Raw genomic sequence first — 16,897 nt, forward strand, 5'->3', positions numbered from 1 at the left:
CCTCTTGCCAGCAGCATGCACGATGCATTTCCCTACCAGGTATTGTACCTATCTTCATCCGTACCTAACTAAGCCAACCTTAGGCCTTGCTCCAACGTTTAACAAAGGCCCTAGCCTTTAAAGCTACCAGTAAATTTGACAGGCTCTCTAAAGAGTGGATGTCCAAACCTAAAATTTCCCCGATCTTTTGCAGCCGATAACGCAGAGTGTTCGGATGCAAGTAGAAGTGCTGGGCCAGGGCTTGGAAGTCACCATTAAACTGGAAGAAGCTTTCTAGCACCTCTACATAATTAGTGCCATGGGTTTTATCATACTCCTCCAGCTTGCCAATAGTTTGCTGGCAATATTCCTCCAGCAGGGGCGAGGGGAGGTGATAAAGGAGCTTTTCTACACCGAGGTCGGCAAAAAAGACCAGCCCCTGCTCCCGGCGCAAGTGCTTTCCTATTTCCAGGGCAATTTTGGCTTCCTGAAAGCTCAAATAAAGCTCACTGGCGGAAGGATAAAACAATCCCACTCCTCCTAGGAGGGAACCGGGAGGAAAATATCTGGCCACCGCACGAACGAGGTAGTCAAATAATTCCGTTAGCTTCTGCCGGGCTACTTTTTCTTCTTCAGGCGTCGGCAATATTATGACCAGTTGCTGGCCACGCGGAAGGAGCATAGCGTGGGGATATTTTTCTAAAACAGCAGTGGAAGCCAGACCCTGAAATTGCTCTACCGTAGCAGAATCGCTCGAAGCTTCATCCCTAAAGAGCCGAAGCTCTATCACCATTAACATATGGGGACGATTTAAATCCCAACCCCAGAGTTGTCCTCGGGCTACCATAGCTTCCTTGGATTCAAAATTATTGTACAGAAGATCGTAAAGAAAATCCGTACGATAACGCCTTTCGGTAGCCACTACAGCCTGTTCTTTAGCCAGAGCGAGGAGTATAATTTGGGCTGCTTGAGTTATATGGGGAATTATCTCAGAGGGCAGTCCTTGCTCCTTTACAATTAGCAGGTAGCCGTACACGGTCCCCCCAGTGTTTAAGGCCTGGGCAAAATAGGACCACTGTTCAAAAGTGCCTTGTGTTTGCGGGGTTCGCAGACTAAAGGGCAAGTATCTTCCTGGAGGGAAAGCCAGGGGATCGCTGGTGGCCAAAATTTTTCCCCAAGGATTAGTAACAATAATGCCGGCATTAAATATCCCGGCCAGGCGCTGGACCAGATGAGCTAAACTGCCGCCCTTAACAATCAGGTCTATAACCTCCATTAAATTTTCCATGACCATGCTTATCCCTCAATCATACTTGCTTGGTATTTATGGTGAAAGTTCTCCGGCTCAAGGGTACTGTGCTAGGGTTTACGGATTCCTGTTTTGTAATGTCTATAAAATAGGCGCTTTCTTTTTGTAAAAATTACAAAACCCTACGCCAGAACGCACGGGTGCTCCTTTCCCAGCTCAAATGCAGGGAAGGCCTGGTCAGAGCAGGATCGGGCAGGGAAGGCAACCGGCGGGAGTAACTAGTCCCTCCAGGGCTTTCTTCCCAAACTATTACATTTAGCGCTTCGGTATGGCAGGCCTCCACGCAAGCCGGCAGGAGCCCTTGTTCCAGACGGGAGCGGCAGAAATCGCATTTTTCGGCCTTACGCGTCTCTACGTTGTATTGGGGAGCCTGATAGGGACAGGCCTGCACGCATGCCCGGCAGCCCTGGCAGCGGCGAGGCAGGTGCAGAACTATCCCGTCCCGACGTTTCCAGTAGGCTTTTTCCGGGCAGACCCTAATGCATTCAGGATTGCTGCAGTGATTGCAGGCCAGGGACAAAAAGTAAAGCTCGCCTCCCGGTCCTCTTTCCTCCCTTACCCGGCGCAAGTTTATTCTGCTACTGGTGCCTTTTTCTTTCTTGCAAGCCAGCTGGCAGGTGCGACAGCCGACACAGTGATCCAAGCGTAACCAGAAACCCCACTGCTTCACAGGCGAGCAACCTCCACAAAACAATCATAAAAAGCGCACCCGGGGAAACCGGTAGTGAGACTACCCAGGTCGGTAGGCAGGGGAGAAGTTAGCTTGTTCACATTATAATTACTCTTACCGTACCAGGCCTCGTAAGCCACCACCACATCCTGGGGCACTCCCGGGTCTATTTTCACCCGGGCGACAATTTCCCCCTGGTCGTTGAATATTCGCGCCAGTTCGCCTTCTTGTAGGTGGCGCTTCTCGGCAGTGACCGGATGGATAAGCAAAAAGGGTTCAGGATTAATGGCCAGCAACCAGTCCAGATTTTGAAACTGGGAATGGAGGCTATACTGTTGGTGGGGGCTCAGGAGCCGCAAGGGATAGCGGAGCGGAGGCGATAAGGGGGGTACGTAAACGGGAGAACACAAAAAATTGATCTTGCTGGGAAAAGCAGCCTCCACCTGGGCTTTGCGCGGGCCCTTCAAAAGCTCCTGCCAGGATTCCATTCCCAGGAGATTTTGCATTTTTTCATCGAAAAGACTATCCAACCAGTCAGTAGGCCCTTTATCGGTGGGGAAAGTGCTGCTCCCCGGAGCCAGCTCGTTAAGTTTAGCTGCCAGGGCAGAAACAATCTCCAGGTCGCTTTTGGCTTCAAGCCACGGCGGGATGGCCGGCTCGTTGACGGCCACCCAGTAATGCCAGTAGCTGGAAACAATATCCCACTCCTCAAAGAGGGTACAGGCAGGTAGCACTACATCTGAGAGCTGGGCTGTAGGGGTGAGGAAATGATCTACCGTTACAATCATGTCCACGGTATTCAAAGCCTCACTTACTCGCCCGGCGCCTGCTTCCTGGCTCACCGGGTTGCGACAGGACACCCATAAAAACTTTACTGGAGGATCAGAAGCAGCTAAGATCTCCGCCGCAAAATTATTGATGTTCAGGTAACGATTGGGACTCCGATAGTCCTTAGGAGGCTCCACCTGGAAGCCTCGCGGCCAGGTATGCTGGTGGGCATAATAAACTCCCCCGTTTTCTTCACCCAGGTGGCCGGTTATAGCAGCCAGGGCGTTGATAGCCCGCACGTTTTGGCCCCCATTGGTATGGCGCTGGAGGCCAAAGCCGATCCAAATAGCAGCCGGCCTGGTGGTAGCATAAATTTCGGCCAGGGTAGCTATGGCTTCCGGTGGAAGGCCGGTTTCTCCCGCCGCCCAATCTAGGGTTAAAGCTGCTAGTTGACGGCTAAAGTCCTCCCACCCTACGGTATAATGCTTTACATAATGGTGGTCATAAAGGGAATGCTGGTATATATAGGCTGCAGCGCCTAAGGCCAGCGCACCATCGCTGCCGGGTTTAACCTGCAGATATAAGTCAGCCCACCTGGCTGTCGGCGTGAAAACTGGATCGATGGCTATAATTTTAGCTCCTTGCCGCCGGGCCTCCTGCAAAAAGGAAAGGGAATGAACCGAGGTCCAGGCCGGGTTGGTGCCCCAGAGGATAAGGCACTTACTCTGGCCCATCTTCTCCGGATCGGGACTGTGCACGGTCCCGAAATCGAGGAGAAAGGCATCCAACCCGGCCGACCAACAGGGAGAGCCCCCGGCCCGGGTGGTGCCGCCGAGGCTGTCGAAAAAGGCTTCCACTGCATTGTGCAGCCAGCCAAAATTGCCCGAGTATTTATTAAGGCATAAGGGCAGGGTGCTACCATATTTCTCTTTAATGGTCAGCATCTGCTCCGCTATAATTTCCAAAGCTTCACCCCAGGAAAGGCGCTGCCAGTTTCCCGAACCCCGGGGATATTGCCGCAAGGGGTAGCGCAGACGCTCCGGGCTATAAACCCGGCGCAGGTAAGCATAACCCTTGGCGCAGAGGCGACCGCGGGTAAAACCGTGGTGTGGGTCGCCTTCGATTTTGACTATCTTGCCGCCTTCCACGTAAGTCAACATGGCGCAAGCGTCATAGCAGTTGCAGGGGCAGACAGAGCGATAAACCGGCATATGCTTTTTCTTACTCCTTTTGCGTATATTCTAACATAGGCCTTTCTGAGCTACAATACATGAATAATCTGGCGTATCCCCAGTTTGGCTTCTAGGCCTGCTTGGCTTCAGCTCGCTCCGGAAACCCTCGCAGGCCAAACTATCACTCAGCCTCAAGCTCCGGCGGACTTCCCGGCAAATTCGGCATCCTGCCTCAGTTGCCGGCCTCGGGCATCCATGCCCTCGGGTCCGCCTCCGCTTTCGGCTTCGCTAAGTTTGGCTGCCGCTCGGGTTTAGTCGCTCGCTTGAAGCCTAAGCAGGCCTTCCCAGCAAAAACTGGGGATAACTCAGATGAATAATGGCTTCGCCGGTAACACCCATTTCTTCCTTTCCCACTGACTTGGTCGGGTTGGGGGCTGCCCCCCTTCCCCTCTACGATGGTAGAGAGGCGTCACCCTTAGCGGTACTACCCCAAATAGCAGTTTCCTTCCCTCATTCCTTGTAGTCAACTTGAATTTCCTTTTTAGGCAAAAACCTCCCTTTCTTGCCGAACAAGCTCATGACAAGGTCGTACAAAAAATGGCTCCACACCGCTGTCCAGATACTCCTGGTATACCAATAGAGCCAGCCTAATGCTAACCCGTACCCAAGAACCGACACCCCAAGAACGGGTTTCTTGAGGTATCGAAAATGGAACACAGCGAAGAACGCTGCGGATGCGCCGATACCCAGCGGAACCGAAGACAACCACTGCATCAGGAGCGATTGGAGGGCAGCCCGGAAAAAGATCTCTTCTGCGACGGCGGTCAGGGCCATGAGGAAAAAGATGTGGAGATAACTCAATTGACTAAAGTAGAGATTAGTTCTGTCATACCATAACCTGTCGGGCAGGAATCTGGGCATGAATGTGGCCACCGCCATTGCAAACAACATGAAAATGATCGCCATGATCGTTCCTAGACCTAAAACCTGCCACAGGTTCCCCACATCCAGCAAAACACTCCACGAAACTCCGTAATTGAAATGACCCCACAACAGCAGGGCGAGTCCCCATATACCAAGGGTTGACGTATTGACGTAAATCACCCAAAGAGGAAGGCTCTGACTCTTTTGCTGCCTGTCTCCTCCCACTATCATGTCTCCTCCTCGTTTCCAGGGCGGTAGACCCAACTCTCGGTGCACGACCATCTCCGCTTCATTTCCGCTTCCACTCTGCTTTTCGAACATATGTTTTGTGGCCAACCTACAAAAAACCTGGTAGCAAGTACTCCTACCCGGCTTTTTCTTTTTTATCTACCGCCTGGAGAGCAGGCGGACGAGCTCGCTATGGATTCTTCCGTTGGTTGCCAGTATAGAAGGGCTAGACAAAGAAAAAGGCTCCCCCTGGCAAGTAGTAACACATCCTCCAGCTTCTTCTACCAAAAGCTTACCTGCTGCTACGTCCCACGGGGAAAGCCTCCATTCCCAGTATCCTGTAAGCCGACCACATGCTACATAGGCCAGCTCTAGGGCAGCCGAACCCAAAGACCTCAAATCGCGCACCCGGGGAGCAACAACCCGGATGTTGATTAAAGTTTCTTCCTCGGCAGATAAGTTATAAGGAAAGCCGGTACACACTAAGCTCTCCAGCAAAGTATTCTCTTGGGAAACCCTTATGGGTTTATCGTTAAGCCAGGAGCCCAAGTTTCTATGGGCGTAAAATATCTCCTCGCGATTGGGGTCGTAGACCACTCCGAGGACAATATCTCCCCCTCGCTGTAGGGCAATAGAAATGCTAAAAAAGGGTAAGCCTTGGACAAAGTTGGTAGTTCCATCCAAAGGATCGATGATCCATAGATCGGGTGGTGGGCCATCTTCCCCACCTGTACCAGGCGCTTCTATCCCTCCTTCTTCACCTAAAATCCTATCCCCCGGAAAATTCTCCCGTAAAAGTTTTTTAATCAAGGCTTCTGACTGCCGATCTACCTCGGTCACAAGATCCGTGACCGAGGTTTTAGTAGAGAAGTGATCAACCTTTCCCAAGGCCTCCCGGACGTATCTCCCAGCTTGAAAGGCGGCCTGCTTGGCTATCTCAAGCTTACTTTTTAAATCCTCGTACCTATCTTGCATATTCACCTTCTCCTTCCCTAGGCTTACTTTCCAGACCTACTGTGGCGTTAGCTTGATATAGTGTAACCTAAGTTTTTTAACCGGGGAAGGATATTAGCCTGCAGACTACCCAACACCACCAGCATCATGGCTGGTGAAGTCTCAAACCTATTGACCCGGGTCTTGACGCCGCGAAGGAGACCTTTGCAAGCGCAAGCCAAGCAGGCCTGGAATCAAAACTAGGGATAACTCAGCAGCGGGCCTTGTCTTAAACTAATACTAAAGCAAAAGGATAATCGAGCATAGGTTATTATGCTCGATTATCCTTTTTGGCTTAATTGCCCCACGAAAGGTCCTCTACCCTATACCCAGGGCAACGGCGGTGCCATAAAAAAGGGCCCGGCCCAAAAACTCACCTACCAGCAGGAAAATAAAAAGGCTTAAGGTTATAGAGGGCGAACCCTCTTCTTGCCGGAGCAACCGGTAGCTTAAAGAAAGGGGTACCAGCCACCCAGTTACTACTCTAAGCCACCACCAAGGGCTGGCCAAGAGGGTATTAAGGGTTATACGGGCTTCCGGACCCGCTGCAGCCAGGAAGGTGAGATAAGAAGCACTACTTATAAGGCTTAAAAGGAGAAGAAGGGAAACAACAAAGCCGCAGGTGCTGGGGCTAAAGCCCACCGGTACTTCGGGTCGATACTGTTTGACGAGGGCAGCCAGGGCCATACCTAGCAGGAAGGAAGTTAAGAAAAAGGACAGGATAGTCTGGAAGTTATTCCAGGCCGGACGGGCGGGCAAAAGGTAGATAAGGGAACTGGACAGTACCCCCAGAAGGCCAGTGCCCAAGGCAAAAGTAGCCGCTGTGCGGGCTGCCGCCGCATTTTGCCTCCTTTCGCTTAAAACAGCTATTACTAGGGCCAGGAAAGAGAGGGCAAAGAACAGGACCTCGCGGCTTAGCCAGGAAGAAGAAAGATTAGACAGGGCCCGATATGCCCCCTCCGGGTGCCCCAGGTGCCCTAAGGAGACCAACAAAGCGAGGCCTAAAAGCCCTGCTGGCAGCAACCAGGTAAGGACGGGGTTTTGCCGGCCGGCTACCGGTCGCACTACAAAAATTAGGTACCCTACGGCCATTTGGGAAAGCACCGTAAATAGTACCAGGAACCACTCCCCGGTTGCCATTTAGCCATCCCTCCTTATCTGCATCCCTACCCGCGGAGGTACAAAGCGGATGGAAGGTCGGGTAATACCGATGTTAGGGAAACCCGGCAGCGACTTTACAGTGCCCATAGAGGGGAAGGCGTTAAGCTCGATTATTTTCAAAGCTTCTACCGGGCAGGCCGCTACACAGGCCGGTTCCTCACCGCGGTCAATCTTCTGATAACAAAGTTGACATTTTTCCACCTTACGCTCCTTTTCGTTATATTGGGGCGCTCCATAAGGGCAGGCCATGGTGCACAGACGGCAGCCGATGCAGCGATCATGATTGTGCAGTACGATACCATCCTCCCGCTTGCTATAAGCTTTAACCGGACACACTTTGAGGCAGGCGGGATCAGCGCAATGGTTGCAGGCCAGGGACATGAAGTTTCTTTCCGGGTAGGGAAGATTTTCTTCCTTCTGCGGGTAAACGCGGCGCCAGCGCGGCTTAACTTCCGTCTGGTATTCATTTTTACAGGCCATTTCACAGCTAAAACAGCCTAAACACTTTTCCGTGTCCACCAAGAAACCCAGCTGCTTGCTCAAGGATATCACCTCACCTTATCTATGTTGACGAAATTGTCGTGGAAGGCCAGGCCCCGGTTCCCCGTAGCTTTTTTGCCCATGTCACTGGGCACCGCTTTCACGGTATAATTGACATTATAATCGAGATCCTTGTACCATGCTTCGTAAGCCACGAGCACGTCAGGTGCTGTAGTGGCTGTAATCTTGGCTTTCAAAATAACATAGCCGATGTCGTTATACACCTTTACCCAGTCGCCGTCGTTAATCCCTCTTTCTTTAGCGGTAGCAGGATGAATCTCCACGTAGGGCTCAAGGCTTACATTCATCATCCAGTCGATGTTCTGGAACTGGGAATGCAAGCCGTGGCGCCAGTGGGGCGTGAATAAGCGATAGGGGTACTGGGACGGCGCCTGTTTTTCCGGCACATAGACGGGCAGGGCCGGAAGCCCGTATTTAGTGGCTTCCAGGGATTTAATTTCGATCTTACCGGACGGTGTGCGGAATTTCCCGTCGGACCAGGCCGCTGCCGGCAACTTAGCTTTTCGCGGACCTTCTTTCAGTTCACGGTAATCTTTGATGCCTAGGAGGTCTAGCATCTTTTGATTAAACTCTTTGCCCACCCATTCCTCCAGATTGCCGCTGGTAGGATAAGTGCAAGAGCCGGGCTCCAGGGCGTTTAATTTCGCCGAAAGCATCATGGCGATCTCCACATCGTTTTTGGCTTCAAAATAGGGTTCGATGGCCTTTTCGTTGAGGCCTACCCAGTAGTGCCAATAACTGGCATTAACTCCGCATTCTTCAAAATGTGTCGTAGCCGGGAGAACAATATCCGACCAGGCGGCTGTGCGGGTGAGGAAATGGTCGACAGTTACCACCAAGTCTATATTCTCTAAGGCCTTCTGGATTACCTGGGGTTCAGGATCTTGAGATAAAGGATTGCGGCAGGCGATCCAGAGCATCTTGATGGGCGGGTTATCGGTGTTGAGCAGCTCGGCGCCGAAGTTGTTTATGTTGATGAAGCGGTCCGACATGGTACCGTCCGGTGTTTTCACTCCCACCGAACCCTGCGGCTTAGGCATATTCATGGCCGCATAATTGAAGCCCCAGGTCTCCAGGTGGCCGTAAAGGGCTCCACCGCCGCTCTTACCCACGTTACCGGTGATCACGGCCAAGGCATCGATGGTCCTTACGTTCTGGCCGCCGTTGGTATGGCGCTGCAGGCCGTAGCCGATCCAGATGGCTGCCGGTTTGGTGGTGGCATACTCCCGGGCCAGGTTGGCAATAACTTCGGCAGGAATGCCGGTTATGCGGCTGGCCCAATCCAGGGTTACTTCCCGGCGCAGGTAGTCAAAGAACTCTTCCCAGCCGATGGCATTGGCCTTAAGGTATTCTAAATCCCCCCACCCGTTATCCAGGATATGGCGGGCCATACCTAGGGCCAGGGCGCCGTCGGTGCTGGGCTTGATCTGGAGATAGAGGTCAGCCTTGGAAGCTGTCTGGGTAACGATGGGATCGATGACTACTATTTTGGCGCCCCTCTCCCGGGCTTGATACAAAAAGCGGAAGGAATGCACCGAAGTCCAGGCCGGGTTGACCCCCCAAAGGATAATATAACGGGAATTAACCAGGTCCTCCGGGTCGTTGTTCCAGAGGGTGCCGAAATCGAAAGTTTGGGCATCTATACCTGCCGGCCAGCAAGGCGTCCCCAAAGCCCGGGTAGTGTAGCCTATGCTGCTAAAAAAGCCGTCAATGCCATAATGGAGAATATCAAAATTGCCGGAGTATTTATTAAGGCAAATGGGCAGGGTGCTGCCGTACTCTTTCTTGAGGGCCAAAATCTTGCGGGCAATGATATCTAAGGCTTCATCCCAGGAAATCCGTTTCCAGTTGCCAGAGCCGCGGGGCTCCTGTTTAAGAGGATATTTCAACCGATCTGGGCTATAAACCCGGCGGGTATACGTGTACCCTTTAACGCAGAGGCGACCGTTGGTGAAGGTGTTTTGGGGATCACCGGTTACCTCACGCAAGACACCATCTTTTACATAGCTAAGCATACTGCAGGTATCGTAGCAGTTACGGGGGCAGACATTGCGGAAAACTTTAAATCCTTCACCTGCTTCTACGCCTTTAGCCTGGGGAGCATAATGTAGGCCGCCCACAGCAGCTAAAGCGCCTCCCGCGGCTAGACCCTTTAAAAAGGAGCGACGGGAAATTTTATAATCCATAAGCTCACCTCCCGGAAAAGTGCTTTAGATGCTCTAAATATTGGGCTTGCCGCTATCCGATCCCCCCAGCTTATCTTCGTAGATTACGCCCCGATAATTGGGATCCGTCGGGCCGCTTTGCACGGATATGTTTTTTAAATTGCTGCCACAGCTTAGGAGAAAAAGGCTAAGCGCCGTAAGCAGCAGCCAACAGATTATGTTCTTTTTCATCCCAACCCCCGCCTTTTCCTTGTGCTTGATAGCCTTATTACAATTTCGTTAAATTCTGGCCCGCTACCTTTGGAATAAATTAAAACTTGGCCCAATCGCTTTTGCGCCAAATACAAAGACTAGGCCTCGTAAACATCGCTAATAACTCGCCCTTTGAGTGGCCTTAGAGTGTTTGAGTTAAATTTTTATTCAGTAGCTTCTGGTGTACAGCATATTTTGTGAAATGTGATAGATAGTATTCATTAAGAACCTTTTCGCTATGACTAGAGCAGATGGGGAGTGGAAGCGGAGCAGAAACGGAGAGGGTCTTCGCTATCCGCGAAATGGATTTAGTGGAATTTTGCAGGGCAAGGGAATATTCGGGAGTGCTGGACGGGGGCGTTCGGCACAAAGGTCATTCAGGACTTCCTAAACAAGCTAGATGGCCGGGGGTGCCTCTAAGTACTTTAACGGCTTAGAGCGCTTTTTAGGTGACTGTTTGGGCCTTCCCTTATAACAGTAGGAAAATTCTGTCTAATGTCCCTTCGTGAATATAGTCTTCGGCGTTTTCCTCGAGTGAGGCTCATCACCGCCCTGTTTGCCTGCCGCTACCTACTTAAATTTTACATAGCCCTAGGGTTGGGTGTATCGTTGTCGGTCCAGAGGCCATAATAAGAACGAAAATAACAAAGGAGGCACTACATTCTTGCTCTGGCCTGGTCTCGAAGGGCTCCTCTCTGAGGCCGTTGCCACAGAAAGCCTTCCCCTGCGGCAACTTTTGGACCACGTTCTCTCCGGTGGCAAGGGACTGCGCCCCACCCTGGTGCGAATATGCGCCCAGTTTGGGCCCCATGATCCGGCGGAAGTAAACAGGGTGGCTGCCGCCATTGAGCTGGTCCACCTTGCTTCCCTCATTCACGATGACATACTGGATGGTGCGCCGGTACGCCGCCACCGGCCGGCCTTGCATTCCCTGTACGGCCCCATCCCCGCAGTGCTCACCGGGGATTATCTCTTCGCCACCGCCTTCGCCCTACTGGCCCAGAGCCCCCGGGCCGTCCTTAACATTGTCACGGCCACCATCCGGATAATGTGTGAAGGTGAAATCGAGCAGCGCATTGCTCCCGGGCTTAACGAGCAGGCCTATCTCGGCCATATCGGCAAAAAGACGGCCTCTTTAATAGGCGCCGCCTGCCGCTGCGGCGGTGTCCTCTGCCACCTTAAACGTTCCGGGCAGGAGAGCTTGGCCCGCTTTGGCTGGCATTTGGGCCTGGCCTATCAAATGGCGGACGATTTGCTGGACCTTTTAGGCCGGTCAGAGGAGCTGGGCAAACCCTGCCTTCAGGATTTATCCCAGGGCATTATTACTTTACCTGTTTTGCGCTTCCTCGAACTGGTCCCTCAGGCCGGCTACTGGCGGGAGAAGATAAGCCAAGGTTTAACACCGGAAGAAAGGGAGGAAATAGCCGCTGCCGTCCGCTCCTCGGGCTGTTGTGAATACGCCGAGCAGCGGGCCCGGGAGCAAGTCGATTTAGCCTTTTCAGCCTTGGAAAGTTTACCTCCCTGTCCCGCCCGAGATGAATTGGCCCGGCTGGCCGGCCAGGTGCTGGCCAAAATTGAAGGGCTAGATTACTCCCGCCCGTCGCAGGAAGGAGCAGAGGAAGAAGAGGTGGCGGGAAGCCAAGCCACCGTTTAAGAGGAGAAGCCGCCGCGTGCCTGTTGCCTCCTGGGCTGCTACCTTGGCGTCGGAAAGGTACAGGGCCAGTAGTCCCCATATCACCGTGCGGTGGAAGACAGGGTCCGGTAAGGAAGCGGCTTCCTCCAGGGAACGCTGCAAGAAATACTGCAGGCGAAGCAGCGCCTCCCTTTCGCCGTTATAATAATTAACAAAGTTCAAGTCCTCCCCTTCCCGGTCTTCCTGGCGATCGATATAATAATCCAGCAATATATGCAAGCCCCCGATCCAGGGGAAATAGGCAGCGGTCAGCTGCTCCACTTCTCCCACCGTAACCCGGGGCCTCAGGGCCGTGGCCATAAGGGCGAAAATACCCAGGGTGGATCCGGTGGCCGCCGCCAACTCCCACCAATTCAAGGGCTCCGGGAGATCCTGCAGCAGGGGATCCAGCCACTGGATGAGCCGCCTTTCCCGCCGGTCCGGCAGGAGGTGCTTGGTAACCTGCAAGTGGCAATAAAGTTCTGCCAACCACTGTACCTTGTCTTGTACGTGAGGGTAAGAGGGTAAAGTCCTAAGGGATTGCTGGCAGGCTTTTACCAAAGCAGCCAGATACCCGCCGTCCTGGCGGTAAGGGTAGTCCTTATAGTAATCCTTGGGGTTAGCTCCGGGAGTAAGGGCATCGCGGAAAGCATGATGCAGCTGCTGGAAAGCTTTTTCCTCGTGGACCCCGGCCCGATCACAGAGATTGTCCAGGTAATCACTTATGGTCTGCAGGGCCACAATGGCCCGCAGCAACTCCCCATGGCAGTTTCCATGCCACACGGCAAAAACGCTGGCCCCCTGGCAGTGGAACCGTTTTAAGGCCAGGCTGGCCAGCGCCTGTCGCCTTAGCTCGGGATCTGGACACCGGGAGGCTAGGCGGCGCCAGCCCTCCAGCTCCCGGGCTACTCCCGGGAAGGATTGGAAGAGATAGCGGGCCATTAATTGCAGGTGAGCAATGCTTCCCGGCATCTAATCCTCTATTCCTTTCTACCTAGCCGCTGTTCTCCCCACTTTTCCCAGGGCCAGTTTAGCGGACCTTGAACTCCTGCGCTAAGGTGGCGGCCAAGTATCCCTGCTTCTGGACCGTAAAAACATACCGGCCGGCTGCAGTTGCGGTGAATACGATTTTCCCCTGAGCATCGGTCTGCCCCAGGAGGCGGCTTCCTTCCTGGACGGCAACGTATTGGCCTGCAACATAGCCGACTCGCCCGTCCGGGAGGCGCACCTTTAGCCAACCGTTCTCCAGCTTGGCCAAGATCTCCAGGCTATACCCCCGGGGCAGCAGGGCCCTGGCCGGGTTTCCGGTACCCGGTCCGGTACGGAAGTACAGGGCGCTGGCCGTCACCCGGCCGGTGGGTACCGAGGGCTCAACCTGATAGACGGAGGCCCCCGCGACGGGCATGCCCCTGTGGGTTACCACCAGGGTGACCTTTTGGCCCACCTGGGCCGGGCCTTCCAGCCGCACGGATAGGGTGGGGTTGATCTCGGCTACGGCCTCACGGTCTCCTAAGCGTACCTTTACCACGCCGTTTTGTACCGCTCCGGTTACCAACAACTCACCCGTCTCGGGGTCTATTTCGCCCAGCTCGGGAGGGATGGACCAGCTATACAGGGATGGATTAACGAGAATTTCCTCGCCCTCGGCATCAAAGGCGCGGACTTTAAACTGCTGCCTGCTTCCCGGCTTCAAGAAGGCTACGGCCGGGTTGATTACCAACCGCGCGATCTCGTCGACTACCTCAACCTCGGCAACGGCCTCGATCCCCCTTACCCGGGCCTTCACCTCGGATTTCCCAGGCTGTTCGGCCTGGAATAGGCCGGGGGATATGAAACGGCCTATCCCTTCCTCTACTTGCCAGGTTACGTCGTCCGGTATAGGAGCTGGGTTGTAGTAGTTGTCCTGGGCCTTAAGGCTGAACTCCACCTGGCTCCCCTTATACACTTTGACCCTAGACGGGAATAAGTACAAATAGCTGAGCTCTCCCCTGGGAGCTGTGGAGAAAAGGACCAGGCCATTAGTTACAGGCCTTTCTCCGCCACCGGCGGGCCGGTTCAATACGGTGAGCTCTTCCTCGCCCACCTTGCGGGCCGCCAAGACCGAGGAACCTCCTCCGTCGAGGTTTAAGGCGGCCACGATGCCGCGGTCCAGCATGAACTCGGCCAGTTCGTAGAGGGTCATACCGTCGCTGTATCCAGGCTGGCGACCGTCAACCACCAATATCTCCAGCCGCCCATCCCTGGTGACGCCGACCGCCGTCCGGGGATGGCGGGCCGTAATGAGCGGGTCTCGGCTGTTTTCCGGTAACGCGATCTGCCCGTCGCGTAGGATAATCTCCCGGCCTCCTATGGCTTCGGTAACCTCATGCCACTGGGGATCGGTAAATCTAATGGTAAAATTGATCCGGTCGCCGGGATTGAGCATGTTCAGGAATTCCCGGGCCTTGCCGTGGCCGGAAAGGACTACCCCATCGAGGGGGATAGGGTTACTACCCTTATTTTCTATTTTGGCCACCACTGTTCCGCTGTATGTAGATCCTGCTTTGATGGGCAGGTCGACATCTTTTAGGATTACCTCGGTACCGTAATCGTTGGTTCGGGTGGTAGGAGCAAAGGCAGGAGTATAAAGGATGAGCATATCCTTTCCCCGGGGTCGGTTGATGTGGTCGATGGGGTGGCTGTAAACAAATTTGGCCACTCCCTGGCTCTCTAAGGTTACTTGGCGGGAAAAGGTCACCAGGGCTTCTAAGTGTGGGGTGCCCAGCAAAATCTCTTTCTTTCCCGTTACCCCCAGGGCCGGAAATCCTTGGGGGCTGATAAGCAACTCGCCACCCATTATCTGGAGGCCGATGGGCAAGTGGGGGGCCTGAGTGCTGTAAAAGTCGCCGTTGGTGGCCGCCACCGCTCCTTTGCCTTCTTGGGCCAACCGGGCCGCCATGGCCGAAGGCCTCTCCTGGTCAAAGGCCAGGTTGTCGTGGGACAGGGCTGTTTCTAGCACGGTAAACTTGTCCGCCAGATCAACGGTCAGTACCTGCACCCTCTGGTCATAGTCGGGGGCGTTGAGCCGATAGGATGAATATCGTACCCCGGTAGAAAGGGGTACTTCTTCCTCTTCAGGGATTACCTGCCAGGCTAAAGGCCCGGCCAGGGAAACCAGGGGGAAGGCCAGGAGCAGGGCCGCCAAGAAGGCGACCAGGGGGATGAAGAATACCCTTCTTTGCCGCATCCGGTTCACGAACATTATGCCTCCTTAAGGGCAGGGCGGTAGATGAAAGCCCCAGGTAAGTTATTCCTATTATAATAGACGCTGATGAACCCCGGCAAGTTCCCGTAAAGAAGCCTTTAGTACGGTCAAGTTTTTTACCCGACCATCCAGCCTTTAGTTCCCTTTTGCAGTCTAGTAGCAACATCTTCAAGGGAAGCCAGGGGATTTCGTTGGAAGATAAAATGTCCCTCCCCGAGGGGAGGGAGAGGGAAATTATTTGCTTATTCTGATCAACCATTCACCGTCGCTTATTGGAGATACTTCCAGAACGTCGCTTCCCTTACTTCGGACAACAGCCGGGACGTCTTTAGTAGCTGCGGGGCAGTCCACCAACAGGTCCATAAGGCTGGCCTGCGGCAGTTTTTCTAAGAGCATCTCAATGGCATATTTAGGATAAGGGCACATCCAACCCCGCATATCCACTTGGTAGTGGTTATCGCCAATTTTTACAGGTTTAAGCTCTTTCATGCTTCCCCGCCTCCACCCAAAGGATGAACAGATAGAACAGGAGTAGAAAGCCGTATACAAAGGCGAGGGCGCCACCCCAGCCGAGGACTTCGGGCAAGTAGACGGGCCTGCCGTATAGCCAGCCTTCGCCTACCCGGTGGCCGTAGAGGTGCACCCAGGCACCCGAAGTCAGCATACCGGTGATAATGGCCAACCACGAGCGGGTATAGCCTTCTCCGCTGCGGACCAGGATGCCCAGGCCGCAGCCCCCGGCCAGTACCATCCCAATTCCGAAGACAAAGCCGCCTGCGATGTTGTGCCAGCCGGCCGGGAAGACCATATGCTGGGGCTGGTACCCCTGTGCCTTTAGGAGGGCAAAACCGAGGGTACCGACCGCCATACTTAACAGGACCCATTTCATGACGGTGCCGTCTCTAGTAGTCAAGATTTCGCGGAAGGCGGCAGCAAAGCAAAGGCGTGACCGCTGGACTATAAGGCCGAAAACGAGGCCGAACAACAATAACCCGCCGTGCTTGGGCATACCGTTAAAGTGATAGGCCAGGGCCAGGGCGAAAATGATAATAAATATCAAAATTCCTTTTATGAGCTGGGAGGAGGCGGATTGCCGGCGGACCGGCGGTCCCACGGCAGCCTGGTGGAAGTCGATTTTAAGAACGGCCTTCCGTATGTGGCCCTGTAAAATGCGGCCGCCCACGTAGGCGCCCAACAACAGCCCGACGGCAGACAGGGGGCCGCTTAATGATAAAGCCATGGTGGCTACCCAGAAACCTCCCACATTGCAGGGCGGCATGACAACGGTGCCTATACCCATTAAGATTCCTCCGGCGGCGCCCAATAAATATCCCGCCCTGTCCTCCTTCCGGATTTTGAATTCCCGGGCCAGCAAGGCAGAGCCCAGGGCGCCCAGGATAATCCCGACATCCAGGAGGCTGTGCATGTCCCGGTACAAAGGTTGCACCGGGTAGGGGGCAAAGGGACTTTCAGTCTTAAGGCCCAGCAAATTGTAAAACCAGCTTCCCCACATGGCCATCTGGGGAAAGACCCCCAGGGCACGGGCATACATAAACATAAACAGGTTGGTAATGGCCATGGCCATGACTCCTACTCCTAAAGGCCAGGGTTCGCGGAACAGCCGCGACCACACCCCCTTTAGGGATTGTCCGGCGTAGGCCAGCCGGCCGGCGGCGGTAGCAGTTTTGTCAACCAAGTCATCTTTCCCTCCTTACTGTAAAATCTGGGAGAAAGCAAAAAGCGAATTAAAATATACGACAAGAAATTATAAAATCCTGCTATAAATTACATTCCGATTT

The 16,897-nt window shown here is 53.8% G+C and carries 14 protein-coding genes; 1 reads left to right on the forward strand and 13 read right to left on the reverse strand.

The genetic code is table 11. The features are described from left to right. Positions 1–79: 79 nt before the first annotated feature. The 9 genes from TAMC210_RS02230 to TAMC210_RS02270 all read right to left on the reverse strand — a co-directional run bounded on the left by TAMC210_RS02230 (position 80) and on the right by TAMC210_RS02270 (position 10,161). Positions 80–1,267 (reverse strand): PucR family transcriptional regulator, encoded by a 1,188-nt coding sequence (locus TAMC210_RS02230; protein ID WP_173297167.1) that lies wholly within the window; start codon positions 1,265–1,267, stop codon positions 80–82. 133 nt (positions 1,268–1,400) lie between these two features. Next, positions 1,401–1,958 (reverse strand): 4Fe-4S dicluster domain-containing protein, encoded by a 558-nt coding sequence (locus TAMC210_RS02235; protein WP_173297168.1) that lies wholly within the window; start codon positions 1,956–1,958, stop codon positions 1,401–1,403. After that, positions 1,955–3,937 (reverse strand): molybdopterin-containing oxidoreductase family protein, encoded by a 1,983-nt coding sequence (locus TAMC210_RS02240; RefSeq protein WP_173297169.1) that lies wholly within the window; start codon positions 3,935–3,937, stop codon positions 1,955–1,957. The genes TAMC210_RS02235 and TAMC210_RS02240 overlap by 4 nt, the downstream gene beginning before the upstream one ends. A gap of 471 nt (positions 3,938–4,408) precedes the next feature. Beyond that, positions 4,409–5,047, reverse strand: a complete 639-nt coding sequence (locus tag TAMC210_RS02245; RefSeq protein ID WP_173297170.1) for a CPBP family intramembrane glutamic endopeptidase — start codon at positions 5,045–5,047, stop codon at positions 4,409–4,411. A gap of 162 nt (positions 5,048–5,209) precedes the next feature. Next, entirely contained in the window at positions 5,210–6,025 is an 816-nt protein-coding gene (locus TAMC210_RS02250) for an inositol monophosphatase family protein (protein ID WP_173297171.1), read from the reverse strand. A gap of 336 nt (positions 6,026–6,361) precedes the next feature. Continuing rightward, positions 6,362–7,183: a dimethyl sulfoxide reductase anchor subunit family protein gene (locus TAMC210_RS02255; RefSeq protein ID WP_173297172.1), complete on the reverse strand. Its 822-nt coding sequence runs from the start codon at positions 7,181–7,183 to the stop codon at positions 6,362–6,364. Then, the gene (locus tag TAMC210_RS02260; RefSeq protein ID WP_173297173.1) at positions 7,184–7,747 is read right to left on the reverse strand and encodes a 4Fe-4S dicluster domain-containing protein; all 564 of its coding nucleotides are present in this window, start codon (positions 7,745–7,747) and stop codon (positions 7,184–7,186) included. Between the two features lie 5 nt (positions 7,748–7,752). Continuing rightward, on the reverse strand, positions 7,753–9,951 hold the full coding sequence (locus TAMC210_RS02265) for a molybdopterin-dependent oxidoreductase (protein WP_173297174.1): 2,199 nt from the start codon (positions 9,949–9,951) through the stop codon (positions 7,753–7,755). Positions 9,952–9,984: 33 nt separating this feature from the next. After that, the gene (locus TAMC210_RS02270; protein ID WP_173297175.1) at positions 9,985–10,161 is read right to left on the reverse strand and encodes a hypothetical protein; all 177 of its coding nucleotides are present in this window, start codon (positions 10,159–10,161) and stop codon (positions 9,985–9,987) included. A 685-nt stretch (positions 10,162–10,846) separates the two neighbouring features. Here TAMC210_RS02270 and TAMC210_RS02275 point away from each other — a divergent pair. Further along, positions 10,847–11,836 (forward strand): polyprenyl synthetase family protein, encoded by a 990-nt coding sequence (locus tag TAMC210_RS02275; protein WP_173297176.1) that lies wholly within the window; start codon positions 10,847–10,849, stop codon positions 11,834–11,836. Here TAMC210_RS02275 and TAMC210_RS02280 read toward each other — a convergent pair. The 4 genes from TAMC210_RS02280 to TAMC210_RS02295 all read right to left on the reverse strand — a co-directional run bounded on the left by TAMC210_RS02280 (position 11,765) and on the right by TAMC210_RS02295 (position 16,794). Beyond that, positions 11,765–12,826: a tetraprenyl-beta-curcumene synthase family protein gene (locus tag TAMC210_RS02280; protein WP_173297177.1), complete on the reverse strand. Its 1,062-nt coding sequence runs from the start codon at positions 12,824–12,826 to the stop codon at positions 11,765–11,767. The two genes, TAMC210_RS02275 and TAMC210_RS02280, sit on opposite strands and share 72 nt — an antisense overlap. A gap of 58 nt (positions 12,827–12,884) precedes the next feature. Beyond that, on the reverse strand, positions 12,885–15,080 hold the full coding sequence (locus TAMC210_RS02285) for a phosphodiester glycosidase family protein (RefSeq protein WP_254388499.1): 2,196 nt from the start codon (positions 15,078–15,080) through the stop codon (positions 12,885–12,887). 252 nt (positions 15,081–15,332) lie between these two features. Further along, complete coding sequence (locus TAMC210_RS02290) at positions 15,333–15,587, reverse strand: sulfurtransferase TusA family protein (RefSeq protein WP_173297179.1); 255 nt, start codon at positions 15,585–15,587, stop codon at positions 15,333–15,335. Beyond that, the gene (locus TAMC210_RS02295) at positions 15,574–16,794 is read right to left on the reverse strand and encodes a YeeE/YedE thiosulfate transporter family protein (protein ID WP_173297180.1); all 1,221 of its coding nucleotides are present in this window, start codon (positions 16,792–16,794) and stop codon (positions 15,574–15,576) included. The genes TAMC210_RS02290 and TAMC210_RS02295 overlap by 14 nt, the downstream gene beginning before the upstream one ends. Positions 16,795–16,897 lie beyond the last annotated feature (103 nt).

It is taken from the genome of Thermanaeromonas sp. C210, from assembly GCF_013167955.1.
Taxonomy (GTDB): Bacteria; Bacillota; DSM-521; order Neomoorellales; family Neomoorellaceae; genus UBA12545.

Coding starts and splice junctions, on each gene's coding strand:
- TAMC210_RS02230 (WP_173297167.1), bottom strand. CDS start 1,267: ATGGAAAATTTAATGGAGGTTATAGACCTGATTGTTAAGGGCGGCAGT.
- TAMC210_RS02240 (WP_173297169.1), bottom strand. CDS start 3,937: ATGCCGGTTTATCGCTCTGTCTGCCCCTGCAACTGCTATGACGCTTGC.
- TAMC210_RS02250 (WP_173297171.1), bottom strand. CDS start 6,025: ATGCAAGATAGGTACGAGGATTTAAAAAGTAAGCTTGAGATAGCCAAG.
- TAMC210_RS02255 (WP_173297172.1), bottom strand. CDS start 7,183: ATGGCAACCGGGGAGTGGTTCCTGGTACTATTTACGGTGCTTTCCCAA.
- TAMC210_RS02265 (WP_173297174.1), bottom strand. CDS start 9,951: ATGGATTATAAAATTTCCCGTCGCTCCTTTTTAAAGGGTCTAGCCGCG.
- TAMC210_RS02270 (WP_173297175.1), bottom strand. CDS start 10,161: ATGAAAAAGAACATAATCTGTTGGCTGCTGCTTACGGCGCTTAGCCTT.
- TAMC210_RS02280 (WP_173297177.1), bottom strand. CDS start 12,826: ATGCCGGGAAGCATTGCTCACCTGCAATTAATGGCCCGCTATCTCTTC.
- TAMC210_RS02285 (WP_254388499.1), bottom strand. CDS start 15,080: ATGCGGCAAAGAAGGGTATTCTTCATCCCCCTGGTCGCCTTCTTGGCG.
- TAMC210_RS02290 (WP_173297179.1), bottom strand. CDS start 15,587: ATGAAAGAGCTTAAACCTGTAAAAATTGGCGATAACCACTACCAAGTG.